Origin of the sequence: Syntrophus sp. (in: bacteria) (assembly GCF_040768185.1) — a bacterium.
In the GTDB taxonomy this organism is placed as follows: domain Bacteria; phylum Desulfobacterota; class Syntrophia; order Syntrophales; family Syntrophaceae; genus Syntrophus; species Syntrophus buswellii.
This window is the reverse complement of record NZ_JAXGNC010000009.1, coordinates 72,601-98,638: the sequence shown is the minus strand read 5'-3', so window position 1 is coordinate 98,638 and position 26,038 is coordinate 72,601. Positions and strand designations below refer to the sequence as shown.

The 26,038-nt window shown below is 58.1% G+C and carries 19 protein-coding genes; 10 read left to right on the top strand and 9 right to left on the bottom strand.

Annotated features, from left to right (window positions below; all coding sequences use genetic code 11):
* Positions 1–110: 110 nt before the first annotated feature.
* The 6 genes from AB3175_RS10275 to AB3175_RS10250 all read right to left on the bottom strand — a co-directional run bounded on the left by AB3175_RS10275 (position 111) and on the right by AB3175_RS10250 (position 6,914).
* Complete coding sequence (locus AB3175_RS10275; RefSeq protein WP_367360851.1) at positions 111–2,231, bottom strand: carboxy terminal-processing peptidase; 2,121 nt, start codon at positions 2,229–2,231, stop codon at positions 111–113.
* A gap of 73 nt (positions 2,232–2,304) precedes the next feature.
* Positions 2,305–2,604 (bottom strand): hypothetical protein, encoded by a 300-nt coding sequence (locus AB3175_RS10270; RefSeq protein WP_367360850.1) that lies wholly within the window; start codon positions 2,602–2,604, stop codon positions 2,305–2,307.
* Positions 2,605–2,635: 31 nt separating this feature from the next.
* Entirely contained in the window at positions 2,636–3,064 is a 429-nt protein-coding gene (locus tag AB3175_RS10265; RefSeq protein WP_367360849.1) for an MSMEG_6728 family protein, read from the bottom strand.
* Between the two features lie 179 nt (positions 3,065–3,243).
* The gene (locus AB3175_RS10260) at positions 3,244–4,443 is read right to left on the bottom strand and encodes an aminopeptidase (RefSeq protein WP_367360848.1); all 1,200 of its coding nucleotides are present in this window, start codon (positions 4,441–4,443) and stop codon (positions 3,244–3,246) included.
* A gap of 63 nt (positions 4,444–4,506) precedes the next feature.
* Positions 4,507–6,222: an alpha-amylase family glycosyl hydrolase gene (locus AB3175_RS10255; protein ID WP_367360847.1), complete on the bottom strand. Its 1,716-nt coding sequence runs from the start codon at positions 6,220–6,222 to the stop codon at positions 4,507–4,509.
* Between the two features lie 491 nt (positions 6,223–6,713).
* Positions 6,714–6,914 (bottom strand): hypothetical protein, encoded by a 201-nt coding sequence (locus AB3175_RS10250; RefSeq protein ID WP_367360846.1) that lies wholly within the window; start codon positions 6,912–6,914, stop codon positions 6,714–6,716.
* 494 nt (positions 6,915–7,408) lie between these two features.
* Between AB3175_RS10250 and AB3175_RS10245 the strand changes: the two genes are divergently transcribed.
* The 3 genes from AB3175_RS10245 (at position 7,409) to AB3175_RS10235 (ending at position 12,922) form a co-directional block, all read left to right on the top strand.
* Positions 7,409–9,055, top strand: coding sequence for a PAS domain S-box protein (locus tag AB3175_RS10245; RefSeq protein ID WP_367360845.1), 1,647 nt, complete (start codon positions 7,409–7,411; stop codon positions 9,053–9,055).
* A gap of 138 nt (positions 9,056–9,193) precedes the next feature.
* Positions 9,194–10,840: a peptide-binding protein gene (locus tag AB3175_RS10240; protein ID WP_367360844.1), complete on the top strand. Its 1,647-nt coding sequence runs from the start codon at positions 9,194–9,196 to the stop codon at positions 10,838–10,840.
* A 312-nt stretch (positions 10,841–11,152) separates the two neighbouring features.
* Positions 11,153–12,922 (top strand): methyl-accepting chemotaxis protein, encoded by a 1,770-nt coding sequence (locus AB3175_RS10235; RefSeq protein WP_367360843.1) that lies wholly within the window; start codon positions 11,153–11,155, stop codon positions 12,920–12,922.
* A gap of 142 nt (positions 12,923–13,064) precedes the next feature.
* Here the strand turns inward: AB3175_RS10235 and uvrB are convergent, their stop codons facing one another.
* A complete protein-coding gene (gene uvrB, locus AB3175_RS10230) occupies positions 13,065–15,068 on the bottom strand; it encodes an excinuclease ABC subunit UvrB (RefSeq protein ID WP_367360842.1) in 2,004 nt (667 codons plus the stop codon).
* Between the two features lie 300 nt (positions 15,069–15,368).
* On the opposite strand from uvrB, the gene AB3175_RS10225 reads away from it, so the two are divergent.
* The 4 genes from AB3175_RS10225 to AB3175_RS10210 are packed head-to-tail and all read left to right on the top strand — an operon-like array spanning position 15,369 to position 21,063.
* The gene (locus tag AB3175_RS10225) at positions 15,369–18,119 is read left to right on the top strand and encodes a bifunctional acetate--CoA ligase family protein/GNAT family N-acetyltransferase (protein WP_367360841.1); all 2,751 of its coding nucleotides are present in this window, start codon (positions 15,369–15,371) and stop codon (positions 18,117–18,119) included.
* Positions 18,100–18,957 (top strand): TraB/GumN family protein, encoded by an 858-nt coding sequence (locus AB3175_RS10220; RefSeq protein WP_367360840.1) that lies wholly within the window; start codon positions 18,100–18,102, stop codon positions 18,955–18,957. The genes AB3175_RS10225 and AB3175_RS10220 overlap by 20 nt, the downstream gene beginning before the upstream one ends.
* A gap of 25 nt (positions 18,958–18,982) precedes the next feature.
* A complete protein-coding gene (locus tag AB3175_RS10215; protein WP_367360839.1) occupies positions 18,983–20,170 on the top strand; it encodes a hypothetical protein in 1,188 nt (395 codons plus the stop codon).
* 26 nt (positions 20,171–20,196) lie between these two features.
* The gene (locus AB3175_RS10210) at positions 20,197–21,063 is read left to right on the top strand and encodes an amidohydrolase family protein (protein WP_367360838.1); all 867 of its coding nucleotides are present in this window, start codon (positions 20,197–20,199) and stop codon (positions 21,061–21,063) included.
* Here the strand turns inward: AB3175_RS10210 and AB3175_RS10205 are convergent.
* Both AB3175_RS10205 and AB3175_RS10200 read right to left on the bottom strand, forming a co-directional pair.
* Positions 21,026–23,659, bottom strand: a complete 2,634-nt coding sequence (locus AB3175_RS10205) for a cation-translocating P-type ATPase (RefSeq protein WP_367360837.1) — start codon at positions 23,657–23,659, stop codon at positions 21,026–21,028. The genes AB3175_RS10210 and AB3175_RS10205 overlap by 38 nt on opposite strands.
* Positions 23,660–23,668: 9 nt before the next feature.
* Positions 23,669–25,039, bottom strand: a complete 1,371-nt coding sequence (locus AB3175_RS10200; RefSeq protein ID WP_367360836.1) for a TolC family protein — start codon at positions 25,037–25,039, stop codon at positions 23,669–23,671.
* 178 nt (positions 25,040–25,217) lie between these two features.
* Here AB3175_RS10200 and rpmH point away from each other — a divergent pair, with 178 nt between their 5' ends.
* The 3 genes from rpmH to yidD all read left to right on the top strand — a co-directional run bounded on the left by rpmH (position 25,218) and on the right by yidD (position 26,000).
* Complete coding sequence (gene rpmH / locus AB3175_RS10195) at positions 25,218–25,355, top strand: 50S ribosomal protein L34 (RefSeq protein WP_367360835.1); 138 nt, start codon at positions 25,218–25,220, stop codon at positions 25,353–25,355.
* A 61-nt stretch (positions 25,356–25,416) separates the two neighbouring features.
* Positions 25,417–25,779, top strand: a complete 363-nt coding sequence (rnpA, locus tag AB3175_RS10190; RefSeq protein ID WP_367360834.1) for a ribonuclease P protein component — start codon at positions 25,417–25,419, stop codon at positions 25,777–25,779.
* Entirely contained in the window at positions 25,776–26,000 is a 225-nt protein-coding gene (yidD, locus tag AB3175_RS10185; RefSeq protein ID WP_367360833.1) for a membrane protein insertion efficiency factor YidD, read from the top strand. The genes rnpA and yidD overlap by 4 nt, the downstream gene beginning before the upstream one ends.
* Positions 26,001–26,038: the final 38 nt, after the last annotated feature.

Below are 26,038 nucleotides of genomic sequence, written 5' to 3'. Positions count from 1 at the left end.
GGACAGCGGAACATGGGAAGCGGAACGGGTGTTCCGCCCCAGCCGGAAACGGGCTTCCAGGCCGGCTGAGGCCATAGGGAACAGATGAAGGAGGCTCCCCGGAGTTCACGTCAATTCGAGGAGAATCCGCCTCGCGGGGCATTGCCGTAACCCATGGTCACCATGTCGAGAAGGACGTTGACGCCCTCGTTCACAAAGGGGGCATACTGCTCCTTTGCCTTCTGCCTCAGCTCGGTGTAGGTCTCCTTCTTCTTCGCACCGTTCTTTTTCGCACCGTTTTCCTTGACCATGTCCCTGCGCAGGTCGGCAAGCCGGATGATGCCTTTTTTGGCAGCCGCCTCCTTGCTGGTCCGAATGATCTCGGCGAACTTCGCGTCCTTGGCGACCCGCTCCCTGGATCTTGCCGCCAGGTTCGCAAGCATGGCCTGTGTGACAGGCGTCCATAGAGGCAACCGTCCCTGCGATCCAAGGAAAGGCGGGATCCTCTGGGCCGGAAGGGGGTAATCCAGGGCCGTTTCACCGACGTCTTCAAGGGTGAACCAGAGGGGCAGCTTCACGTCCGCTTCGACACCGGTCTTCTGCGTGGATTTGCCACCGGGAAGAAAGAACATGCCCGTGGTGACGGTCATGCCGCCCAGGTTCCAGGGAAGGGGCATCATGACCTGCACGGAGCCCTTTCCAAAGGTATGATCCGATCCGACAATCACCGATCGGGCGTAGTCTTTGAGAGCGCCCGCCACGATCTCACTGGCCGATGCGCTCAAGCGGCTTGTCAGCACAACAAGGGGCCCTGTATAGAGCGCACGTGGATCTTCCCCGGGAAAGGCCATCAGCTTGTATTTGTAGCCCGCCGGCCCCACAACGGCCGAGCCGTTGGCCAGAACAGTCACCTGATCGAGATGGTCCCTGGTCGCTACGATCCCCCCCTGGTCGACAAAGAGACCGGCGAGGCGCACCGCCTCCTTCAGGAGTCCCCCGCCGTTGCGCGAAAGGTCGAGCACGATTCCGTCGACACGACGTCCCCTGGCCTCTCCAAGCAGCCGTTTAACATCTTCGTAGCAGGACTTGTCTTCCTTTTCATCGCCGTAGAACGAAGGGAGATCGATCACGCCGAAGGTGTAGCGCCGGTCGCCGGCTTTGCGCGTCACATATTCGATGCTGGCCTCCTGCTCCTTGAGTTCCACCTTGTCGCGTATAAGCGCGACATTGAATCGGGTCGTGCGCTCCTCCTGGCGGAGGATGGTAAGGACGACCCGCGTCCCTTTCCTGCCGCGGATCATCCGGATCACATCGTGCAGATCCATGTCGATGACATTGACGGGCCGTTCCCCTTCCTGGGCAACGGCGATGATCCTGTCCTTCGGCTTGAGCAGACCCGACCGGGCGGCGCTTCCGCCGGCGGTCAACTCCTCGATGACGGTAAAGCCATTGTCGCTGCTCAGGATGGCCCCTATCCCCTCCAGGGAAAGCTGCATGGAGATCCGGAAATCTTCAAATTTTTCAGGGGACAGATAGTTCGTGTGGGGATCCAGGGCCAGCGCAAAGGCTTCGGCCGCGCTCGTGAGAAGCTCTTCCGGATTGCGTTCGATCACCCTCATGGTCTGCAGTTCGTAATGGTGAATCTGCTGCTTCCTGGCCTCTGCCAGGTCGATGCCCGTCTGCAGGGTGTTTTCAATCCGAAACTGCACGAGCTTTCTGAGGAGGTCGTACTTTTCCGCCTTCGTTTTCAGATAGGATCGCTTGCTGACGTTGATGTTCAGCTCCGCCGCCTCGTCGAGCCGATAGTCCGCCGCGAGGATTTTCCGGACCATCTCCTCGTTCTCCCGCGCCCGCGCAACCAGCACGTCATAGACCGGTTTCAGCGCAGCGCAATCGCCTCTCTGCATCCCGGCAAACAAGCCATGGAGAACCGGCCTCAGCCTTTCCACATCGGACGAATACAGGATCGTTTTGGATGGGTCGAGCCTCTTGATCATCTGTTCGATGGCCTGGGCCTTGACCTCCCTGGTTATGGTCTTGACTGCGTAATGGTTGGAAAGAAACCCCTCCATGACCATCGGCAAACGGCGGCAGGAAAGATTTTCCGACACCGAGGAAAGGGGCAGGAACAGAATGAGCAGGGGAATGAGCACGACACTCCGCCAACATGACCATCCCCTTCTGCCGGAGGGGGATGCGTTCCGGAGACCGGGGGCATTTCCGGGGATATTCCTTTCGATAGAATCGTTCATGCCGGTATTCCTTTTCTCGTTCCGTAGTGTTGAGGCCGGATTTTCCGTCTTTCGTTGTTCTCCAAAGGGAAACTCACCTCATGTCCTTCTGGAGAAGCTGTCGTATTTCGCTGTTCTGCCGAAGAATTTCGTCGTTCTGCCGAATCAGGATACGCAGGAAATCCATCTGGGCCCGCCCGATGATCTGGGCGACCTCCTCCGGGTATTTCGCCTTCCTTATCTGGTTTTCCGTTTCCGTTGCCACCTGATCCGCCAGCTCCGGAAGCCTTCCAGCTTCGCAGGCATTGACCTGCCGCACGGGTTCCGCAGCCAGGGCGGTCCCGGCGAACACAGCCCAGGCGATTCCAGCGAGGAACAATCCGCCCACGGTCATGGTCCTTCCTCCTTTCCCGTCTCTTTCCCCCTCATGGATTTCCCGAGGAAGGATGAAGCCACTTCTCCTCATTCCAGACATAGGGAAGCGTCGGCGGCTCCCGCCAGCCGAACTGTCCGTAATATGCGGGATCCTTCCGCAGGAGATTGGAGCGGTGCGCGGCATGAAACGCCTCGTCACCGAACCAGGGCGGCAGGACGACTTCCCCCTCGACGGCCATTTTCTTCATTCTGTTCCGGTATCCCCGGCGCTCCCATTCCTCAATGGCCAGGTTGTAGTAGAGCTTCAGGGCATTGAGATACCCCGCCCACATCCGGGCGGCGGGATGACGGCTCCAGCCCGTTCCGACGGTGATGGCACGGATCAGCTGGAAGGCCTCCACGCGCTGCTTTCCAAGCCTTCTGTAATCCAGGGTCTGGAGGGACTGCCGGAAGTCGGGATAAGGAAGAAACGTCTGCATGCCTCACGCCCTTCTTCGGAAGACGGCTGAGTTTCTCATGCCCTGACGCAGCCCCTTCCCCACCGCAACACTGCCGGCGGCCCGCCAAAGGTCAGGCCGGAGCGGAAGCGTCTTCACCCTGCTTCTCCGCAGTTCGCATGGATGGGGTCCCTGGAACATTGCCCTGGCTCTTTCCACGCTCAGCAGCGGAACTCGCCGTTTTCATAGACAAGAATTTTCTTCCCCGTCGTCAGCTCCGCTGTGACGGTCTTCGGCTCCGTATTCACCAGATCCCAGTGCAGGGCGGAATCATTGAATCCCAGCTTCCGCTTCATGCTCTTGTCCAGTTCAGCCGTATTGCCCGCATAGGTGTCAGAATAGGAGGCCCCCACGGCAATGTGGCAGTTCCCGTATTCCCCTCCGTAATTTTCGTCAAAAAGGGTATCCGCCATGAAGCTGTCAATGCGGGAGAAGCGCCGGTCTGTTAGGGAAAATTCTCCCACCCGGGAAGCTCCCCGGTCCATGGAAAGCTGCTTGACGACAAACTCCAGTCCCTTCTCCGCCTCGATGGAGACAGCCCTGCCCTTTTCAAACCGGAGCCTTACCCCCTCCACATAGTTTCCCAGGCGGAAGGAAGGCTGATTCGCATAATACGTCCCTTCCGTTCCCCGCCAGTCGGGAGAAAGAAAGATCTCGAAGCTGGGGATGTTGTGGCCGGAAATTCCGATCCATTTGCGCATGGCGCCGGGGGTGATCCTCAAATCCACGTTTTCCGACGCGACCGAAAAGGCCCGGACGGGGAGGCGATTCAACCAGGCCTTGATGTTTCCCACTTCGCGATAGACGGACATCCATGTTTCCACCGGCTGCCGCTCATCGAGATAGCAGGCCCGCATCAACTGCGCCGTGTAATCGCTCAGTGACAGGCCGGCCTTCTTCGCCATGTCCTCCGTCGGGACGGTGCAGAGCGTCCAGGCGTAGGCCCCCTGATCTTCCCGTTCGTTGAAGATGTCCCTCAGGGGTTTTCGGGAAAGCTGCGCCTTGGCGATAACGGCGGGGTCGATGTCGGCCAGGTGTGTCAGCGATTCCGGGGCGTGAAGATAAATGCGCCCGTTGAGATGGCCGTACAGCTCCCGCTCGCCGGGGGGGATGAAGACCAGCTGGTTTGAGTTTCCCCGGGAATAGAAGGAATGCTCCATGGCCGATGTGAGGTTCATCCGCTGAAGGACATTCATCCCCCTCTCAATCAGCTTCCCATACAGCATCTCGGCCAGGCGCAGGGCCGGGACATCGTACTGGATGAGCACGATATCCCCCTTCTTGAATCGTTTCTTTCGTGCCGTGGTCATTCCCCAGATAAGGACATCCGCGTATCTTCCCAGGATCTCCGACGTCATCATGGGCTCCAATCCTCCTAATCCATTGTCATGCAGGCAGAATGCAGGGCGAGTCCGGGTCTCATTTCATTGGATGCGGTAAGCCCGCATGCCGCAGGGTTCGACTTCAATTTCCAAAGGGACGCAGCCTTCGAGGACCAACGACTCGCCTCTGATCATCTCCTGAAGCCGGCACCTGTCTTTCTGAAGAAGCATGTCGGACAGGGGGAGTTTGATCTTATAAGCGTTGGCCGTGTCCAGATTTGAAATCAGCAGAAACTTCTCCCGGGGGTTTTTTCGACCTTCCCGCACGGCAGCAATAAGCGCGCCATGCCCCTGGTCCACGAAACGGATGTTCCCGCCCTCGTGGAAGAGGGAGTATTTGTGAAGGAGGGTGTTTATTTTCCGGATCAGAACATCGTAGCGGTGGGGGGCCGGAAAGGATACGGAGCGCTTCCGCCCGATGAAATCGATCTTTTCGAGCACGCCGTGTTCCGTGCCCTGGACCATTCCGGTCTGGCCTGTGGCCAGAAGGGCCAGGGTAAAATAACGGGCCACCGCCGCTTCCGGAGTCCCGTACAGCTGCGCGGGCGCACCTGTGTCATGGGTCGTGACCGGGGTCAGAAAGCGGATGTTTTTGCTGATTTCATGAAGGTAGCGAAGATATTCCCGCAGATCTTCGGCAAAGGGGTGTTCCCAGGGATTGGCCAGCAGCAGGTTGAGTTCGCAGCTTGCCGCGGTTTTCAGAAGCGTATTGGAGTCGGAAAAGAATTCCGCCTGGATGATGAGGTCCGGATAAGCGCCGCGGAGGGAGCCGATCAGGTCCTCGATGAAGGCCGGATGGCTGGAATGAAGGTTGTCAAGACGTATCATGCCGCCGGTATAGGCGGCGTAGTTTGCCCAGAAAAGGGCATACTGCTTCATGTACGACCAGACCTCCTGCCTGATGCTCGGTTCGGGCTGGTCATACTGGATGACCGCCAGGTCCTCCCACCGGATCCATTTGTTCATGTGCCAGCAGCCCGCCCGCAGGAGGCCGTCCGGTTCGTCGTGGTCCGCAATAAACCATTCCGGACAGTGCGTGGCGACCTGGCTGGAAACACCCACATGATTCATGACGAGATCCACGCAGAGTTTGATGCCCTTTTCACGGGCCGCACGGACGAAATCATCGAATTGATCCAGGCCGCTTCGTGAATCGGCCGGATTCAGAAAGGAGGGATCGATGCTGAAAAGATCCGCTGCCGCATAGGGGCTTTCGGAATAGTCCATGGTGGTCACGGGAAGCAGATGAACGGTGTTGAACTCCAGATCCCGGATGTGATCCAGGGCGGCAATCCAGTCTCCGATATGGCCCGACACGCTCGGAATAAGCGTATACATCCTGATGTCCTTGGCGACCTCGGGATCGACAATGACCTTCGTCACGGGGCAGCGATCCCAGTACCACGTTTTTCCGCCGTCCGGAGAAAATTTGATCTTGAAGAGGAAAATTCCGCATCTCGACGGCAAAACCGAAAGGGTGAAGTTCCCGGATAAATTATTGTGAAATTCGACCTCGCCCCACTCTTCCGACTCGCCGACCAGATTCGTGTACAGCAGGACTCGGGCCGAAGGGCTCCCCTCCTCGAAGGTCATTTCCAGGAAAAGGGGGTCGTCTTTATAGATTCTGAAAAAAGCGCCGGGGGTCGTAGGCCAGGAGTGCTTGTGCTGCGCCTCTCCGGCGATCCGCATATTGCGCGATATCAGGGGGGGGATTTCCCTTCGAACAAGGGGCTCTGTATGATCGGCCGTTTTCTTCATAAGCGCTCGTCTTCCCGGACAATGCCGGACGTCCTCATGTAATGTTGAATGTGATCGATTTCCCGGAACGGGAATTCTGTGATCGACTCCATATGACGTTACCATCACAAATAGTCAACCGATATTTATGCGGGGAGGTCACCGGGGGAGTGATCCCTTTGAACGTTGCATCCCCTGTTCTGCCTGAGGCGGGAGATTCCGGCAGGTTTCCGCCGCCGCGGACGGCGGTGGCGGTTACAAGGGCGTTCGAGTCGCTTCGGGAATTCTGGCGTGGTGCGGCGGGCCTGCCCGCGGTCTTGCGGCAGGCCCGGGAAAATGGCTTTCCGGCAGGGGTTTCGCCCGCGCTCACGATGGAGCACCGGCTGTTCAGGAAACCATTTCGACTCCCCTCGGAACGGGCCCTCCGCTGCGGGCAGACGATCCGTAAAGAAGATCCTTGCTGGCGGCGGCGCACGCCCCTCCTGAAATCGCCCCCTTGATTCCGCTGACTTCTATGAGTTCTTGTTGCTGAAATACTTGCCCGCGGAAGCAAACAGGACAACCTCTTCCATGGAAAGGCTGTCGCCGCTTTCCACGCAGGGATTCAGGTAAACCGTCCTGTTGCTCAGGATGGAATTGTTGAATCCGAACAGCCTGCTGCTGCGGGTTCGCGGTTTTTTGTGCGTATAGGAACTTCTTTTCATCTCGGCCATCGTGATCTCCTCCCAGCTTCAATACTGCCGTGCATTCGACCGTCGGCTTCTCGCCTGTCGGGTTGAGCTGATCCTTTCATATTGTGCGGAGATTGCAACACGGATTGAATACGGAACATATTCCAGGATGATCCTGGTATACGGAAGATTTTATGCTTCCCGCGCCCGGGGGAATGTTCTATACTGATCATGACAAGTTGTGCCCGCTGGGGGAGGAAGCGTCGGTGAGCTGCCGGAACACTCCATTTCTGGACGCTTCAGGAACTTCTATTCTCTGTTGACAAAACAGGCATCGCATAGTTTTTAGATTGTGCGACCCTTCTCAAAGGACCTTGCCCATGAACGATGGAAACAACCCTGGAAAGCGACCTCTCTCCGACAGGAGAGGGGCGAAGGGAGACTCTCCTCGGGAGCCGTCGGAATCCGGCCGGAGCCGGATCTTCAGGGGATCAACCGGACGGACCGAACCACGGCCCGCAGGGAAGAACCGAGCATTGATTGCGAAAATCACGGATTGCCAAGGGACGGACGGCGCCCTGGTTGAGCCGGAAAACATCTACCGGACCCTTTTCGAAAATGCCGGCGTGGCGATTGTCAATCTGGATGCACAGGGAAATTATCTCCATGCCAATGAGCACTATCTGGAGTTTATCGGCTACTCCTGGGAAGAGCTGAAAAACAGGCCAATGACGACGGAGATCCTTCACCCGGACTACGTCGAGGAGGCCAACCACCTCATCGAGCAGCAGAAATGCGGTAGAATCAAAGGGTTTACCCATGAAATGTATTTCATCCGGAAAGACGGTACACGGCGCTGGGGGGAAGTGAGATCGGCGACCAATCGTGATCGACAGGGGCGTTTGCTTTCCATCGTTGTGGCCATTACCGACAGAACGGAACGCAAGAAGGCGGAGGACAAACTGAAGCGCTATGCCGAGGCCATTCGGGACCTTTACGAGAACGCCCCCTGCGGCTACCATTCCCTGGCAGAGGACGGAACCATCCTCCGCATGAACGATACGGAACTCTCCTGGCTGGGCTATTCCCGCGACGAGGTGATCGGAAAGATGAACTATACGGACCTGATCCCCGCCGACCAGGAGGACGCATTCCGGAAAAGCTTCACGCTCCTGAAGCGGCAGGGATCGAGGCGCAACATCGAGGGTGAACTGATCCGGAAGAACGGGGACGTCCTCTCCGTGCTCATCGAATCAACGGCGGTGTATGATCAGGACGGCCGCTATCTCTTGAGTCGATCTTCCGTCTTCGACAATACGGAGCGAAAACGGGTGGAGAAGGCCCTCGCGGAAAGCGAGGCCATCTATCGGAACCTCTTTGAGAACGCCTCGATCGGCATGTGCCAGTTCACCATGGATGGAAAATTGCTGCGCATCAACAAGGCCTATGCCCGGATGCTCGGTTATGACTCGACCGAGGAAGTCCTTTCCATCGTCACGGATTCCGCAACCCAGATCCACGCCGATCCCCGGAACCGCGAAGAGCTTCTTTCCGCCCTGAACCACCGGGACTGGGTCTATGCCGAGCATCCCTATCGCCGAAAAGACGGCAGCATCATGATCGGGAAGGCGACGATCCGCAAGGTGGTCAAACAGGATGGCGCCACAGCCTACCTGGAAGGAATTGTAGAAGACATCACGGAGCGGAAGCAGGCCGAGGCCGCTTTAGCCCAGCGGGAGAAGGAACTGAGGATCAAGGCTCAGAACCTGATGGAGGTCAACACGACACTGAATGTCCTGCTGAATACCTTGGAAAGGGATCAGGAGGAGTTAAAGGAAAGGTTTCTCCTGAATATCCAGAAGCTGGTGCTTCCCTATCTGGACAGGCTGAAGAAATCACCCCTTCGCCAGGACCAGCTTGGATGCCTCCAGACGGCGGAAGCTCACCTCATGGATATCGCTTCCCCCTTTGCTCAGCGGCTGACCTCCAGCTTTTTGAACCTGACGAAAACGGAGGTTCAGATTGCCTGTCTCGTGAAGGAAGGCAAGACGTCAAAGGAAATAGCGGAGCTTTTAAATGCCAAGCAGCGGGTCATTGAATTTCACAGGGAAAATATCCGCATGAAACTGGGACTCAAGAATAAGAAGGGAAGGCTTGCCATGTTGCTGAGATCCTTCGCCTGACGGGGGCTCTTGATTTTTCCGGCAAAGGCTGATCTTTTGGCTCCAGGACGGAACCGGGATGGCTTTGTAAGGACAAACCCATGAGAATCCGACGAATTCTGTTGCAAAATAGCCCTTTCTAACATATCTTCCACCTTCATGAAAAGCTCCTTTCTACATTATCTCCTGGTGAGCCTTCTTGTCCTGGCCGGCGGATTGCTGGGATGCAGCCCGGCCGGGGACGAGCCCCGGCAGACCGGGGAGCGGGAAGCGGCAGTGCCCGCCTATGGCGATATCATCGTCGACGGCTCCATCGGGGACGCCAGCAACCTGATCCCCCTGCTCTCTTCCGACTCCACCTCCCACGGCATCGCCGCCCTCATCTACAACGGCCTGGTCAAATACGACAAGGACCTCAATATCGTCGGTGACCTTGCCGAGTCCTGGGTGATCTCCCCCGACGGCCTGGTCATCACCTTTCACCTGCGCCCCAACGTCCGCTGGCATGACGGCCACCCGTTCTCCGCTGAAGATGTTCTCTTTACCTACCGGCTCACCATCGATCCCAGAACGCCGACAGCCTACGCCGGCGATTTTCTCAAGGTGAAAAAGGCGGAGGCACTCGATCCCCTCACCTTCCGGGTCACCTATGACAAGCCCTTCGCCCCCGCCCTCATGAGCTGGGGAAGCGCGATCCTTCCCAGGCATCTTCTGGCCGGGCAGGACATCACTCGGACGCCCCTCGCCCGGAAGCCCGTGGGAACCGGGCCTTACAAATTCAAGGAGTGGGTGTCCGGACAGAAAATCGTCCTGGTGTCCAATCCGGACTATTTCGAAGGCAGGCCGTACATCGACGGCTATATCCTGCGCATCATTCCGGACATGGCCACCATGTTCCTGGAGCTGCGGGCCTCCGGGATCGACCGGATGAACCTGACGCCGCTGCAGTACACCCGGCAGACGGAAAATCCCCTGTTCCGCAATAACTTCAACAAATTCCGTTATCTTTCTTTCGCCTACACCTTTGTCGGCTACAACCTCAGAAATCCCCTCTTTTCGGACCGGCGGGTCAGGCAGGCCCTGACCCTGGCCATCGACAAGGAGGAAATCGTTCAGGGGGTCCTGCTGGGATTGGGCAAACCCTCCACCGGCCCTTTCAAACCGGGGACCTGGGCCTATAATCCAAAGGTTCCGACCTTCCCCCACGACCCGGCCAAAGCACGGGCTCTGCTGGCGGAGGCGGGCTGGAAGGACCGCGACGGTGACGGGATTCTGGACCGCAACGGACAGCCCTTCGCCTTTGAGCTTCTGGTGAACCAGGGCAACGAAGTCCGATCCAAATGCGCGGAGATCATCCAGCGCCGCCTTGCCGAGATCGGCATTTCCGTAAAAATCAGGGTTGTGGAATGGGCCGCGTTCGTCAACGACTTCATCAACAAGAGACGCTTTGACGCCACAATCCTGGGATGGACGATTCCCCTCGATCCCGACCTCTACGACGTCTGGCATTCCAGCAAGACCGGCCCTCAGGAATTGAACTTCACATCCTTCAAAAACGAGGAAGTGGACCGGCTTCTTGAACAGGGGCGCGGCACCTTCGATCCGAAGGAGAGGAAGAAAATCTATGACCGGATCCAGGAAATCCTGGCGGAAGAGCAGCCCTATACCTTCCTTTACGTTCCGGACGCCCTTCCCATCGTCCAGGCCCGCTTCCGGGGCATCGAGCTGGCTCCGCTGGGGATCAGTCACAATTTCATCAGGTGGTACGTACCCAGGCCCGAACAGCGCTTCATCATGACCCGGTAGCCCTGTCGGTTACAGGGCAGGATCCCGTCGGCATCGTGGCCGGGGCTTCCGGGTTTTTCGCCGTCCCGCCTCCATCTTCTGCCAAGAGCCTTCCCAGGCACGCATCATCCCCCCTTTTTCTGCCTCCCTGACCCGTTTTCCCCTTTCCAGGACGCACCCCTTCCGGCTTCGGATACGACGTACCGGCCCGTTAGTCCCTTATCGCCCTGTCAAAAAAAACACCCGCCGATTATTTCCTGGAATATGAATTGCTTAACGGTCCTTCGCAAGAAGCGACACCCCATACTATCGAGTGAAAAGGAGACTGTGCACATGAGACAAAGAAGCTTATCCCTGTCCTGGAAGATTGTCGGACTGGTGTTTTTTACCGTGGTGATGGTTGGTTTTTCATCGCTTGGGATGGTCTATTATTTCGTATCAAAAGGGCTTGACAAGCAGGCGGAAAAAGAAATGGCCGTCGTGGCTGCGGCCGTTCAGGCAAACATTCAGGAGGCCATGGACAGGACCAAAAAACAGGCGGCGATGATGGCCCTTGATCCCGAACTTGCGGCGGCGATGAAGGAAGGAGATGCGGACAGACTCCAGGCCATGGCCAAGGCCCTCCAGTCGAAGTACATGGTGGACTTTGTGACGCTGGTCGATTCCAGGGGGAATGTCATGGCGCGGGGCCACTCCGACCAAAGAGGAGACACTGTGAGCAATCAGGCGAACGTGACGAAAGCCCTGGCCGGAGAAAATTCGGCAGGCATCGAGGATGGAAGCGAGATCAAGTTCAGCCTGAGGGGCGGGGCCCCCATCATGGCCGACGGACGCATTACCGGCTCGGTTACGACCGGGATGAATCTGATCGCCACGAATTCCCTTGTCGATGGGATCAAGAAAATTTTCGGGGTCGATTGCACCATTTTCAAAGGCGATGAACGGGTTTCGACGACCCTGGCGCGGGGCGGCAAGCGCCTCGTCGGAACCAAAATGGACAACCCGGCCGTCCTTGAGACGGTTTTACGCAAAGGAAGTCAGTTCCTCAACAGGAACAGGATTGCCGACAAAAACTACAATACGGCCTACTGGCCGCTCATGGGCAGCACGGGTCAGATCACCGGGATGTTCTTCATCGGAAAGGACCGCACGCCGATGGAAGAAATGCTCCGATCCATGATTCTGATGATTGCGGGGGCCGGCATTCTCGTGGGAATCTCCATGGCCGTCCTGGGCTACTTCCTGGCGGGAACCATCCTCCGTCCCGTCCTGGGGAAAATGGATCTGCTCAACCAGGGCGCCGGAGAGGTTTCATCGGCAGCCAGACAGGTGGCGTCCGCCAGCCAGGTCCTGGCCGAAGGTGCGTCGGAACAGGCCTCCTCACTGGAGGGAACGTCTTCCTCCCTGGAAGAGATGTCCTCCATGACAAGGCGGAACGCCGACAACGCCGCCCAGGCCCGTGCCCTGATGCTGGAGGTTACAGCCGTCATCGACAAGGTGAATGTTCATGTCAGCCACATGGCAGCCGCGGTGAAGGAGGCCATTCAGACGAGCGAGGAAACGGGAAAGATCGTTAAAACCATTGACGAGATTGCCTTTCAGACCAATCTTTTAGCCCTCAATGCGGCCGTGGAAGCGGCCCGCGCCGGGGAAGCAGGGGCCGGTTTTGCCGTCGTCGCCGATGAGGTGCGCAACCTGGCCATGCGGGCGGCTCAGGCAGCCAAAAGCACCTCCGGACTCATCGAAAACACGATCGCAACCGTCAAAAAGAGCGGTGAGCTGACAGAGCAGACTCAGCAGGCCTTCCTGGAAAATGTCGAACATTCAGCCAAAGTCGCTAGCCTGGTCGAGGAAATTGCAGCGGCCTCCAGGGAGCAGGCACAGGGAATCGGACAGGTCAACAAGGCCGTGGCGGAAATGGACCGCGTCATCCAGCAGACCGCGGCCAGCGCCGAGGAATCGGCCAGCGCCGCCGAGCAGATGAACGAACAGGCTGGACAGATGACCTTCGTGATCGGGGAATTGACGACCCTGGTGAACGGCGAGGGCAGGCATCATGGAGACGCTGCAACGCGGGGAAAAAGAGCGGCTCAATCTGCCTGAGCGAAAAAACGGAATCCTGAGGCCGTCGCAGCCGGGGCGGACGCTCAAGCCTTTGAGCGGCTTCTCCTGAGGGGTTCGCCCTGTTCTTTGAGGGGAAAAAGGGGTAATCCATGGGGGGGTCCCCTTTTTCCCGGCTTTTCGTCTAGCTCTTGCCGCCCAGCTCCAGCTTCAATTCGGTGAGGTCTTTGATCTGATCCCGCAGAGACGCCGCTTTCTCAAACTCAAGCCTCCCGGCCGCCTCCTTCATCTCCGCTTTCAGCCTCCGGATCGTCTTTTCCAGGTCCGCATCGGAGAGATAGGCCGCCTTTTCCTCGGCGGCCACGGTAACGGAGGCATAATCCGCCTCATAGATGGAAGCCAGAATGTTGTCGATGGATTTTTTTATGGATTCCGGGGTAATGGAATGCTCCCGGTTGTATGCGTCCTGCAGGGTACGGCGCCGACCGGTCTCCTTCAGGCAGGCCGTAATGGAGCGGGTCATGGTGTCGGCATACATGATGACCTGGCCGCCTACATTCCGCGCCGCCCTGCCGCTGGTCTGAATGAGGGAGCGCTCTGAACGGAGAAACCCCTCCTTGTCCGCATCCAGGATTGCCACGAGCGAGACCTCAGGAATATCCAGACCTTCCCGAAGGAGATTGACGCCGACCAGCACGTCAAACTCCCCCAGGCGAAGATCACGGAGAATGCCGACACGCTCCAGGGTCGAAATGTCGGAATGAAGATACTTCACCTTCACCCCCAACCCTTCGTAATAGGTGGACAGATTCTCCGCCATCCGCTTGGTCAGGGTGGTCACCAGCACCCGCTCCTTCCGTTCCGCTCGTTTCCGGATCTCGGCCAGGAGATCATCCACCTGCCCGGAAACGGGCCGGACGAGAATCTCCGGATCCATCAGCCCCGTGGGGCGGATGATCTGCTCCACCACCTGGCGGCCTGCCTTTTCAAGTTCATAGGCCGCGGGCGTCGCCGAGATGTAAAGCCGCTGCTGGGAAAATTTTTCGTATTCCTCGAATCTCAGCGGCCGGTTGTCCAGAGCCGAGGGGAGGCGGAATCCGAACGTGACAAGGGTCTCCTTTCTCGACCGGTCTCCCCGGTACATCCCGATCAGCTGGGGGACCGTGACGTGGCTCTCGTCCAGGACAATCAGGGCGTCCTTCGGCAGGTACTCCACCAACGTGGGCGGCGGTTCGCCGGGGGCCCGTCCGGTGAGATGGCGGGAGTAATTTTCGATCCCCTGGCAGTATCCCATCTCCTCCATCATCTCGATGTCAAAGTTCGTTCGCTGCTCCAGGCGCTGGGCCTCCAGGAGCTTGCCGGAAGTCCTCAGCTCCGCCAGCCGACCCTGCAGCTCCTCCCGGATCGCGGCAATGGCCCGGTTGAGGTTGTCCCGGGTGGTCACATAGTGGCTCCCGGGATAAACGGCGATCCGCTCCAGGGCCTGCAGCTTTCTCCCCCGCAGCGGGTCCACGAACGACAGGGCCTCGACGGTATCGCCGAAAAATTCCACGCGAATGGCCCGCTCTTCCTCGTAAGGGGGAAAAATCTCCACCACATCGCCCCGCACGCGGAAGGTTCCCCGGTGAAAGTCCACATCGTTCCGTTCGTACTGAATATCGACGAGACGCCTCAGCATCGCCTCCCGGGACAGATCCCCGCCGGCTTCCAGCTCAAGGAGCAGGCCCTGGTAAGCCTCGGGGGAGCCCAGACCGTAGATGCAGGAGACGCTGGCCACGATGATCACATCCCGCCGTTCAAGGAGGGAATGGGTCGCCGAATGACGGAGCTTGTCGATTTCCTCGTTAATCGAGGAGTCTTTCTCGATGTAGGTATCCGTGCTTGGGATGTAGGCCTCGGGCTGGTAGTAATCGTAATAGCTGACAAAATATTCAACGGCATTCCCGGGGAAAAGGCTTTTGAATTCCCCGTAAAGCTGGGCCGCCAGGGTTTTGTTGTGGGCAATGACCAGGGCGGGCCTCTGAACCGCCTCGATCACCTTGGCAACGGTAAAGGTCTTTCCCGATCCCGTAACCCCCATCAGCACCTGATGAGGGAGCCCCCGCCGCAGCCCCTCCACCAGCTTCTCGATCGCCTGGGGCTGATCCCCCCGGGGTTCGAAGTCCGTCGTTATGCGAAAGGGTGTCATCTCTCTTCTCCAGCAGGCTCCCCTGAGGATGGAAGCCAGCTTACTGCATAGCACCAATCCGCCGCCATGACTACCTCAACTTTCGGGAGGGAAAACCCCGCCGCCGCAGGACAGGGCACCCTGGAGATGTCTACGCCAGGGCCATGACGGGGGCAGGGAACAGCAAAAAAAAGCATTGAGAACTTGCGGATTCTTCCCTAGAATTCATGAAGTTCATCTCCTCCCGGAAGACTGTGCCGGATCCCCCGGCCAAGGGGAAAGCCGGAAACCGGGAACACGGCAGGAAAACAGAGGTCAGAAATGGCAACCCTTTCCAGCGTTTTCGACCCCCGGAGCATTGCCCTGATCGGCGCGTCAGATCAGGAGGGCTCCGTGGGCCGGATCATCCTCGACAACCTCCTGAAGGCGAAGGGCAGGAAGATCTTTCCCGTCAATCCGAGGAAGGATACCCTGCTGGATCTCCAATGCTACCCTGATATCGGCAGCGTTCCCGAACACGTGGATCTCGCGGTGATCGCCATCCCGGCCGGGGCCGTCCCCGAAGGGGTGGAAGCCTGCGGCAAAGCCGGCGTGGGCGGCGCGGTGATCATTTCCGCCGGATTCCGGGAATCCGGCGCCGAGGGGGCACTTCTGGAAAAGCGCCTGTCCGATGCCCGGAAGCGCTACGGCATGCGGATCCTCGGCCCCAACTGCCTCGGTTTTGTGAGGCCGGACTCAGGACTCAAGGCCACCTTCGTGGAGGAAATGCCCCCGCCGGGAAATATCGCCTTCATCTCCGAAAGCAACGCTCTGACCAGCGCCATCCTGAGCTGGGGACTGTACGCCGATATCGGCTTCAGCATGGTTGCCTCCCTGGGTTCAATGATCGATATCGGTTTCGGCGATCTCATTGACTTCCTCAGCAACGACTGGAAGACGACGAGTATCCTCATGTACATGGAGAGCGTGGGGAACGCGAAAAAATTCATGAGCGCGGCCCGTTCCTTCGCGCTCCGCAAGCCCATCGTCGTCCTCAAGCCGGGCAGATTTATCGACAGGACAAGCCTGGAAAGGTCGTCAACCCTTTTTGTTCCGTCCGGCAACGACGCCGTCTACGAGGCGGCCTTCAAGCGGGCCGGAGTGATGCGGGTCCGGGACATCGCAGGCTTGTTTCACGCCGCCGGGGTTCTAGATTCCAGGAAGCTTCCCAGGGGGCCGAGGCTGGCCATCGTGACCGCTGCGGGCCTGGAGTTTGCCTACGCAGGCGCCGGACTCATGGCGACAGACGCCCTGATCGAATTTGGCGGTGAACCGGCCAGATTGTCCCCGGAAACGATCAGGACGCTGAAGAACTCCCTCCCGCCTCAATGGAGCGAAGGCAATCCCGTGGATCTGCTCAGCAACACCGATACCGCCGGCTACGTGGAGGCCATCACCGCCTGCCTCAATGACCCCGGTGTCGACGGCGTCCTGGTCATCTATGTCCCCATGAACACCGCCGGGCCTGAAGTGGTTGCCCGGGCCGTCATCGAGAGCGCAGGAAAATCCTGGAAGCCGATCATTGCCGCCTGGATCGGGGGGAGCCAGGTGAGAAAAGCCCGGGATATCCTCCTTTCCGGCAATATTCCCACCTACTCGACGCCCGAAGAGGGCGTGCGGGCCTATGTCAACATGTTCAAGTACCGGAGAAGCCTGGATCTGCTCCATGAAACCCCCTCGGAATTGCCGGAGCGCCATGCCCTCTCCAGGCAGAAGCTGGTCAGCCTCATCCACAAGGCCCTTGCGGAGGGAAGAACGTCTTTGAACGATCGGGAGTCGAAAGAATTTTTCGACGGGTACGCCATCCCCTCGACGCCTTCCCGGACGGTACACACTGTTGAAGAGGCCCTTCACGAAGCGGGGGAAATCGGATACCCCGTCGTCGTTAAAGTCGTGTCTTCCCAGATCCCCTCCCCGAAGGACGCAGGCGGAGTGGTGACGGACATTGCGTCGGATGAGCGTCTCAGGGAGGCCTGGACAAAAATGCTGAAGCGGGTGAAGGAGCGCGCACCCGGAATCGCCATCGAGGGAATCGCCCTTCAGAAGATGATCGAACCTGTGGATTACAAGCTCGTTCTGGGCTCCAGAAGAGACCGGGATTTCGGCACCTTTATCTTTTTCGGGATGGGGGGGATCAACGCGGACCTCATCCGGGATTTCTCCATCGGACTGCCTCCCCTGAACAGGACGCTTGCGAAGAGGCTCATGGAAGAGACGAAGGCCTACCGGCTTATCCAGGGCTTCCGGGGCAGGCCTCCGGCGGATCTTGATTCCCTCGAGGAACTCCTCGTGAATTTCTCTCATCTCATTGCAGATTTCCCCGAGATTTCGGGAATCGAAATCAATCCCCTCGTCATCTCCAGCGGCAGGGCCCATGCCCGCGATGTCCGCATCCTTCTGGAAACATCCCCCGTTGACGACGGGCTGATCATCAATTATCATTCGCCATATCCGCACCTGATCATTTCTCCGTATCCGGGCCATCTCGTTGAAGACTGGAAGTTCAGGGACGGAACCGCCGTCGTGCTGAGGCCGATAAAGCCGGAAGACGAACCCCTGGCGCGGGAGTTTCTCTCCACCCTTTCTGAAGAGACCCTCCGGACGAGATTCTTCTCGTCCTCGACGAACATCGACCACGAATGGCTTGTCCTGATGTGCGACACGGATTATGACCGGCACCTGGCCATTGTGGCGGAGATTTCCGAAGGCGGGCGAAGGCGGATCATCGGCGTGGGTTCGCTCCATGTGGACCCGGAAAGCAATTCAGGAGAATTCGCCCTTCTCGTTCATGATGATTTTCAGAGAAAGGGGCTGGCTTCCAAGCTTCTGCGGCTGATCATCAGCAACGGCATCAAGAAGGGCCTCAACGAAATTGAAGGACAGATCATGAGTGAAAACGAAAAGATGATCGCTCTTGCCAAAAAACTGGGGTTTTCAAAAAAATGGGAGCGCGAGGGCACTCAGGTTGTCGCTCTTTCCTTAAAAGACAGGCGGGTTCACTCCGGAGCTGGACATGAAACGGATCGTACTTGAAATTTTTCTGGCCATACTGCTTTGTTCAACGGCATCCGCGCAGACCTCTGTGTGGAAGATCGAAAAGGGGCCGACCGTTTTTTTCCTGGGAGGAACCTGCCACCTGCTGCGCCCTTCGGATTTTCCCCTTCCTCCGGAATTTGACAGGGCATACCGGGCCTCCGATCTCCTGGTCTTCGAAACGGATCTCCGGCAGCTCAACAGCCCAGAAACACAGCGCAAGCTGATGTCAAAGGCGCTTTATACAGACGGCTCCACACTGGATCAGCACCTGTCGCCCCGAACCTATGAGCGGCTGAAGCGCTACTGCGGGGACAACGGCATCCCTGTCGAGCTGCTCAGAAAGTTCAAGCCCTCCATTCTCGCAGTCATGATGGAGGCTGCCGAGCTGGCCAAGCTCAACGCCACCAGCGAAGGCGTTGACCTTCACTTCTACCGCCAGGCAAAGCGGGACGGAAAGGCCGTGAAGGGACTGGAGACGGTCGATGAGCAGATCGCATTTCTCGCGGATATGGGGCGGGAAGATGAAGACGGATTTGTCCGTCATGCCCTGCAGGAAGTGGCATCGATGGGACCTTTCTACGAAAGCCTCGTGGCGGCCTGGAAACAGGGTGATACGGAACGGCTCCATGAACTCCTGATCGCCGACTTTCAGAAAACGCCGGAGCTCTACAAGAGCTTGCTGACGGACCGCAACGAGAATTGGCTGCCCAAAATCGATGCCTATGGGCAGACCCCGCAGAAGGAATTTTTCCTTGTCGGGATCGGCCACCTGGTGGGTCCCGACGGAATACTTGCGTCGCTCCGGCGGAAGGGATATAAGGTCGAAACGTTTTAAGCTCAAAGGTAAAGGAGGACTCGGCTTGACCGAGCACGAAAAACCCATGACGAAAAAAAGCAATCCCGGGCCGGCTTCCGGCATCCGAAGATCCACCACGATTCTGGCCCTTTTCCTGGTAACCCTCGTTCTTCATGCTCCGACCCAGGCTGCCCCCCTCTCGGAGGCATCCAACCCCGTTCCCGCCGCGGCCATGAAGCTCGTTCAATCCTGCATGGACCCCAAGGTCGCCCTGGACTCCCAGGCTATCGCCACCCTTGTGGATTACGTGCTCGAACCCAAGCCGAAACGGGAAGCGGATCTTCCGAAACTCTGGAAAGCCTCGGGGGCCTATTACGAATTCGACACGAGGATCGACTTTCCGAGCTTTCTGAAATACTCCTTCAGCCGGCAGATTCCATCGGTCCTCACAAGCCCGTCGTCGCTTCGGTACTCCCAATGGATCGACCAGGGGAATTCGAGAAGAATCTCGAACATTTCCGACCTGAGCCCCTCGGAAGGCAAGCCCATTGTTCTCCGGGGGCTGGAGCATGTGGGGATCACCCCGGACCTCAACACCGGGGTGTACTATCAATACGATCTCAAGAAGACCCTGATCCTTCTCAAGCACAAAGGGCGGCAGGTCCTTATTTCCGTTTCCAAGCAGGCGGACATATCCGATGTGGGGAAAAAGGGCTTCATCCTGGGAAAGGACGACGACTGGAATTACCATTATTCCGGAGAGCCGGGTTCGGCCAAAGCCGGCCTGGGCTGGGTCAAGTCCTACATCTATGACTATTTTTCCGTCGGCGTCTACGTCTCGACGGGCTCTTCGCCGCCAGCAGTCCGATCCGGCTTTTTTTCCTGGATCCGCGCCGGATGGTCCGGCGTCAATTTCGCCGAACCCAGACACGTCCTCAAGGGGCTTCAGCGCCACGCCAGAAGCTCAAAAAGCGTCCTGGAATCGCCTCGATTGCCCGCACCCAGCCAGGTGGCCTCGTCGTACCTGAAACTTTCAGCCTTGCCCCGGAATGTCCTGGCTGACCGGTACGCCGCCCTGCAGCAGGCAAGGCAGCAGCTGGCCGCCCGGAAGGGCAATGCCGGAAATGCTTCGGCAAACCGGGCAGAAACCGTTGCAAACATCCCCAGGGAGCAGATCCTTTCGGAATTGATGCTGGAATATTTCAAGACAACCCTGGGCAAGCCATCCCTGCTTGAAAGCAGGGGCATATAAAACAGGACGGGGAGGAGGACAGGAGCATGACAGACAAATCGGTCGTTGTGGATTTTCACATGCATCCCATATCCTACGAAAGCTTCCAGCCCTCGGCGCAGGGATGGATAGCAAAGATTGTCGGCCAGACGTGCAATTATGAGGAATATGCCAGGCGGTACAGTGACCCGGAAGCCTTTGTCGGCCTCCTGAAGGAAAGCGGCATCGACTACGGGGTGGTCATGGCGGAGCTGTGCCCCATCACCACAGGCATCTGCACCAATGAGTATGTCGAGGACTTCTGTTCGGGAAGACCGGAACTGATTCCCTTTGCCAGCATCAACCCCGCAACGGACCTGGCCCCGGCGGAAAGGCTGGAGGACCTGATCACCCGGCACGGCTTCCGGGGGCTGAAGCTCTATCCGACCTATCAGCAGTTCTATCCCAACGAAAGCAGGCTTTATCCTCTGTATTCCGTGGCCCAGGCGAGAGACATCCCCATCATGTTTCACACGGGGAGTTCCGTTTTCGAGGGCGCCCGCCTGAAATACGGCGATCCCCTCCACCTCGACGACGTCGCCGTGGATTTTCCCCGGCTGAAGATTCTTCTTGTCCACGGCGGACGCGGCTTCTGGTACGACCGGGCCTATTTTCTGGCCAAAATGCACGAAAACGTATTCCTGGAAATCGCGGGGCTCCCACCTCACAATCTTCTCAAATACTTCCCTGAACTGGGGAGGATTGCCCATAAGGTCATTTATGGATCGGACTGGCCGGGTGTGGCCGACCTCGCTGAAAACCTCGAGGCCGTCCGGAGCCTTCCCCTGACGCCGGAACAGAAAGACCTGATTCTGGGCGTCAACGCCCGCCGCCTCCTCAAGCTGCCGGAGCAGTGTCCGACATCCGCCGCCTGAAGAATTTTTCAATCTCCACGGCGAAAAAGACCACGGAGGACACGGCAAGAGTCAGGAGCAGCTCCTGCAGGGTCAGCGGCGTCGTCTTGAAGACGGAATTGAGAACGGGCAGGTAGACCGTCGCCATCTGCAGCAGAAAGGTGAGCAGAACCGCGCCGAGAAGGTACCGGTTGGAGAACAGCCCGATCCTGAAGAGAGACTCCCGCTCGGATCGAATGGCGAGGACGTGACCCAGCTGGGTGATGCAAAGCATCGTGAACACCATGGTCTGCCAATGCTCATTCCCGGTCCGGATCGACCAGACCTGGATACAGAGGACCAGTGCCGCCATCAGCAGACCGATCGCGATGGCATGAATTCCCAGCCCTCCGGCAAAGATGCTTTCCTTGGGGTGCCTGGGAGGCCGGTTCATGACATTTCCCTCGGGAGGCTCGACGGACAGGGCCAGGGCGGGAAGGCCGTCGGTAACGAGATTGATCCAGAGAATCTGAATGGGCAGCAGCGGAATCGGCAGCCCCAGCACCGGCGCCAGGAAAAGGGTCCAGATCTCGCCGGAGTTGGTCGTCAGGAGATACTTGATGAATTTCCGGATGTTGTCGAAGATCTTCCGGCCTTCTCTCACGGCGTTCACGATGGACGCGAAATTATCGTCCAGGAGGATCATGGAGGCCGCCTCCTTTGAAACGTCCGTTCCGGTAATTCCCATGGCGATGCCGATGTCCGCCCGCTTGAGCGCCGGCGCGTCGTTGACCCCGTCGCCGGTCATGGCGACATACTGCCCCCGGTCCTGCAGTGCTTTGACGATCTTCAGCTTCTGCTCAGGGGCCACCCGGGCGTAGACCCGGATGTGCTCGACCCGTTCCGCGAATTCCTCCGGTGAGAGCCCTTCCAATTCCCGCCCCGTAAGGACGGCGCTTCCGTCTCCGTCAAGGATCCCCAGCTTCCCGGCAATCGCCCGTGCCGTAGCGGGGTGATCACCCGTGATCATGACCGTTTTGATGCCGGCGCTGCGGCACAGGGCGACCGCCTCTCCCGCCTCTTCCCGGGGGGGGTCGATCATTCCAACCAGGCCGATCAGGGTCATCCCCTTTTCGACGTTCTCCGGAGACAGATCGTCGGGAACCCGGTCCCATCGTCTCATGGCGAAGCAGAGCACCCGCATGCCGTCTGCGGCCATCGCCTCGTTGACCCCTTTAATCTCCAGGTCATCCACGGCGGCTCGCCCTGCAGGCGCCATCACCTCGATGGATCTTTCAACGAGAACGTCGACGGCGCCCTTGGTGAAGGAAACAAACCCTCCCTCCCACTCGTGAAAGGTCGTCATGCACTTCCGGTCGGAGTCGAAAGGAATTTCCGCCACCCGCCGATGCGTTGTTTCCAGGGCCCCCTTATCAAACCCGTTTTTTCTCGCGATGTCGAACAAGGCGGTTTCCGTCGGATCTCCCAGGAGGGTGTCCCCGCCGTCCCCCGACTGTGCGTCGTTGCTCAAAGCCAGGGCGCTCATAAAAATCGAGGCGGTTTCTTCATCACCCAAGCCGTCCTTGAAGTCCCTCGAACGAACCATGCATCCGTTGAAGAACAATGATTCCACGGTCATCTTGTTCAAGGTCAGGGTGCCTGTCTTGTCCGAGCAGATATAGGTCACCGACCCGAGGGTTTCCACGGCGGGAAGTTTCCGGATCAGGGCCTTGAGATTGATGAGCTTCCTCGCCCCGAGGGCCAGGGAAATCGTGATGACGGCGGGAAGAGCCTCCGGAATGGCGGCAACGGCCAGGGAGATGGCCGTCAGGAGCATCAGCATGGGCGGCTCGCCTCTCAGAATGCCGATCCCCAGGACGACGGCGCAGATCACCAGGACCGCAACGGCCAGCTTCCGGCCGAAAACCGCCAGCCTCTTCTGGAGGGGGGTCTTCACCTCCTCCTCGTTCTGGAGCATGGCGGCGATCTTTCCGAACTCGGTCTTCATCGCCGTTTCCGCCACAACCCCGACACCCCGGCCGTACGTGACAAAGGTGCCCTTATAGGCCATGTTGTTCCGGTCCCCCAGCGGGACTTCCTCCGCCAGGGCCTCGGTCTTTTTTTCTACCGGAACCGATTCGCCGGTCAGGGCGGCTTCCTCCACCTTCAGCTGCGCCGTCTCGATAAGCCGCATGTCGGCGGGCACGATTCTTCCCGCCTCCAGGACGACCAGATCCCCGGGCACCAGTTCGGAAGCGGGAGCCGTCCCCGGTTGTCCGTCCCGAATGACCGTCGCCGTGGGGGCCGCCATCTTCTTCAGGGCCTCCATGGCCTTTTCAGCCCGGTACTCCTGAATGAAGCCGATGACGGCATTGACGATCACGATCACGACGATGGCGATCGTGTCGGAAAGATCCCCGATAAACCCCGCAATAACGGCGGCGGCAATCAGGATCAGGATCATGAAGTCCAGGAACTGATCCAGGAACATTCGGAAGGGGGACTTCTTCTTCTTTTCGGTCAGTTCGTTCGGACCCAGCCGCTTCAGCCGCTCAGCGGCCTCCCCCGAGGAGAGCCCCCGGGAGGAAGTCTTCAATTCGTTGAAAATACGGGATAAATCTTTTCGGTACCAGCCCATCGCCTCCCCCTACTCCTCATCGTACGCCGCTCCCATCGCCCGCTTCAGGCCGGCCAAAGAAATCAGGTAGTCGCTCAGAGCCCGGGTATGGTCCGAGTTCGCCCGTGTCAGCAGGGCCTGTGCGTCGATCACGTCCGTGGCGGTGGAAACCTGCTCCCGGTATCGCTCCGTAGTGATCCGATAATTTTCTTCAGCCTGAACAACGGCCTTCCGGGTAACCGATATCTGCTGTTCCGCCTCCTTGAGAAACAGCCAGGCGTTTTTCAGCTCCAGGGAAACGGCATCACGCACGTTCTCCAGCGCATCGCTCGCCTGGCGCTCCCGGCTGAGACTGGCGTCCACCCGGTATTTCGTTTTCCCCCACTCCCAGAAGTTCCAGTTGGCCATGGCCATGACATACCAGCTTTCCGAGTCCTGGTAGCGGCTGCCCGACACCCCGGGTTCGTCTCCATAGCGGGAATAATTGCCCACGAGATTGACCGACGGGTAATAGTCGCTCCTGGCCAGCTGGACGGATTTCTGGGCCTGCTCCACCCTGAGGGCATGGGTTTTGATCTCTGTTCTCCTTTCCAGGGCCGTGTTCAGGCATTCGCCGAATTCCTTTTCGTAAGGCCGGTAAGCCAGGATGTCCTCGACGGCCACCGGCGATTCCATGTTCCGCCTCAGCAGCGTGTTGAATTTCGCCTTCGCCATGTCCAAACCGTTTTCAGCACGGAGGAGCGTCTGCCGGCCGTTGGCCAGTTCCACCTCGGCATAGAGGAGATCGTTCCGCGGCACCATGCCCACTTCATAAAAATGCCGGGTCATGTCCCGATGGGCGGAGAGACGCTCCACGGACGACAGGGCCACCTCCCGCAGTTTTTCCGCCTTGACGATATTCAGGTAGGCCGTCTGGACCTCCAGAACCAGGTCTAGAACGGCGGTCCGCTCCTCCTGGCGGACGGCTTGCAGGTTGGTCCGGTACGCCTGGTAGTTTGCCAGGATTCCCCCACCGGCAAAGAGGGGCTGGTGAACTTCAACCCCCCAGTTGTAGTTGTCCTTCGTCCCGGACTGCGTTGCAAGCGGCGTGAGGCCGAGCTGTATCAGGATGGGAAGTGTGAATTCGGGAGCTTCATTCAGGCGTTTGTAGCTGTAGGACGTGCTGAACCTCGGCAGAAAGGAGGTGAAGGCCTCTCTGCGCTGCGATTCCGCCACCTGCACACCCTCCCTGGCGGAATGGAGCGTTGGGCTCTTCCTCAGAGCCTCCTCTATGCTCTCCTTCAGACTGATGGTTCCCCGGGGTTCTCCGGAAACAAGCGGCGGACATCCTATTCCTGCCGCCAGGATTCCGACGAAAAGCAACTCCCGCAGTCGAATCCGTTTCGTCGTTCTTTTTCTCATAGTGCACCACCCGCAAGGGGATCATCATCCCCGCCTTGAACTGCCTGCTATAAATGAAGACTATGCGCTGGTTTGTCAATATAAAAACAGCCGGATACTGCTGGGGATTTTAATCTTGACAATCAACCGCCTCTATGATTTATGGATGGGCTCACAAACTTGCTCACGGGATGAACTTATGAAAATCAATTTAAGAAATACAAGCAATCTGAAGAGAAAAAGGACCCACGGGTTTCGCACCCGGATGTCCACACGGGGCGGCAGGCTTGTTTTAAGCCGAAGAAGAGCCAAGGGCAGGAAACGCCTGACGGTTTGATCTTCCCGGGAAAACAGGGAATGCCTGCGAACGCCCAGGAATGGAACCCGGTCTGCGGCAGATGAAAAAGCTGACCCTGAAAAGAAACGAGCGGATCAGGAAGAGGAAAAGATATCTTCAGATCTATCAGCGTGGAAGGCGGAGTTATTCAAAGCATTTCACCATCGTTGTCTCCGGTAATGAACTGGGAATTCCAAGGCTTGGAATCGCTGCAACCAAGAAGATCGGCAATGCCGTCACAAGAAACAGAATCAAGCGGCTGATTCGAGAATTTTTCAGACTGAACAAAGACAGGTTTAAAGCATCTTCTCAGGATATCGTTATCATTGCCAAAGGTAATACATCGTCAATGAATTATGCTGACGTCTGCAGGGAACTGGGTGTATTGCTGACAGAAAAACCTCAGAATGTTCCTCAAGAATGACCAGGAAATTTTTTACGAAGATCTTTATTTTCCTGATCTGCATGTATCAGGTATTGATATCCCCCCTGTTTGCCCCCTGTTGCCGTTTTTATCCATCCTGTTCCGAATATGCGATTCTCGCGCTTCGGAGACATGGTCCCCTGAAAGGTTCCTGGCTTGCGCTGCGCCGCCTGCTTAAATGCCATCCATTCCACCCGGGCGGCTACGACCCGGTTCGTTAAAAAACGGCCGGGACATGCCGGCATACCGTAACTACGAA

Excerpts from the sequence above, each read along its gene's own strand:
- AB3175_RS10275 (WP_367360851.1), bottom strand. The coding sequence starts at position 2,231 with ATGAACGATTCTATCGAAAGGAATATCCCCGGAAATGCCCCCGGTCTC.
- AB3175_RS10270 (WP_367360850.1), bottom strand. The coding sequence starts at position 2,604 with ATGACCGTGGGCGGATTGTTCCTCGCTGGAATCGCCTGGGCTGTGTTC.
- AB3175_RS10265 (WP_367360849.1), bottom strand. The coding sequence starts at position 3,064 with ATGCAGACGTTTCTTCCTTATCCCGACTTCCGGCAGTCCCTCCAGACC.
- AB3175_RS10260 (WP_367360848.1), bottom strand. The coding sequence starts at position 4,443 with ATGATGACGTCGGAGATCCTGGGAAGATACGCGGATGTCCTTATCTGG.
- AB3175_RS10255 (WP_367360847.1), bottom strand. The coding sequence starts at position 6,222 with ATGAAGAAAACGGCCGATCATACAGAGCCCCTTGTTCGAAGGGAAATC.
- AB3175_RS10250 (WP_367360846.1), bottom strand. The coding sequence starts at position 6,914 with ATGGCCGAGATGAAAAGAAGTTCCTATACGCACAAAAAACCGCGAACC.
- AB3175_RS10240 (WP_367360844.1), top strand. The coding sequence starts at position 9,194 with ATGAAAAGCTCCTTTCTACATTATCTCCTGGTGAGCCTTCTTGTCCTG.
- AB3175_RS10235 (WP_367360843.1), top strand. The coding sequence starts at position 11,153 with ATGAGACAAAGAAGCTTATCCCTGTCCTGGAAGATTGTCGGACTGGTG.
- uvrB (WP_367360842.1), bottom strand. The coding sequence starts at position 15,068 with ATGACACCCTTTCGCATAACGACGGACTTCGAACCCCGGGGGGATCAG.
- AB3175_RS10225 (WP_367360841.1), top strand. The coding sequence starts at position 15,369 with ATGGCAACCCTTTCCAGCGTTTTCGACCCCCGGAGCATTGCCCTGATC.
- AB3175_RS10220 (WP_367360840.1), top strand. The coding sequence starts at position 18,100 with ATGAAACGGATCGTACTTGAAATTTTTCTGGCCATACTGCTTTGTTCA.
- AB3175_RS10210 (WP_367360838.1), top strand. The coding sequence starts at position 20,197 with ATGACAGACAAATCGGTCGTTGTGGATTTTCACATGCATCCCATATCC.
- AB3175_RS10205 (WP_367360837.1), bottom strand. The coding sequence starts at position 23,659 with ATGGGCTGGTACCGAAAAGATTTATCCCGTATTTTCAACGAATTGAAG.
- AB3175_RS10200 (WP_367360836.1), bottom strand. The coding sequence starts at position 25,039 with ATGAGAAAAAGAACGACGAAACGGATTCGACTGCGGGAGTTGCTTTTC.
- rpmH (WP_367360835.1), top strand. The coding sequence starts at position 25,218 with ATGAAAATCAATTTAAGAAATACAAGCAATCTGAAGAGAAAAAGGACC.
- rnpA (WP_367360834.1), top strand. The coding sequence starts at position 25,417 with ATGAAAAAGCTGACCCTGAAAAGAAACGAGCGGATCAGGAAGAGGAAA.
- yidD (WP_367360833.1), top strand. The coding sequence starts at position 25,776 with ATGACCAGGAAATTTTTTACGAAGATCTTTATTTTCCTGATCTGCATG.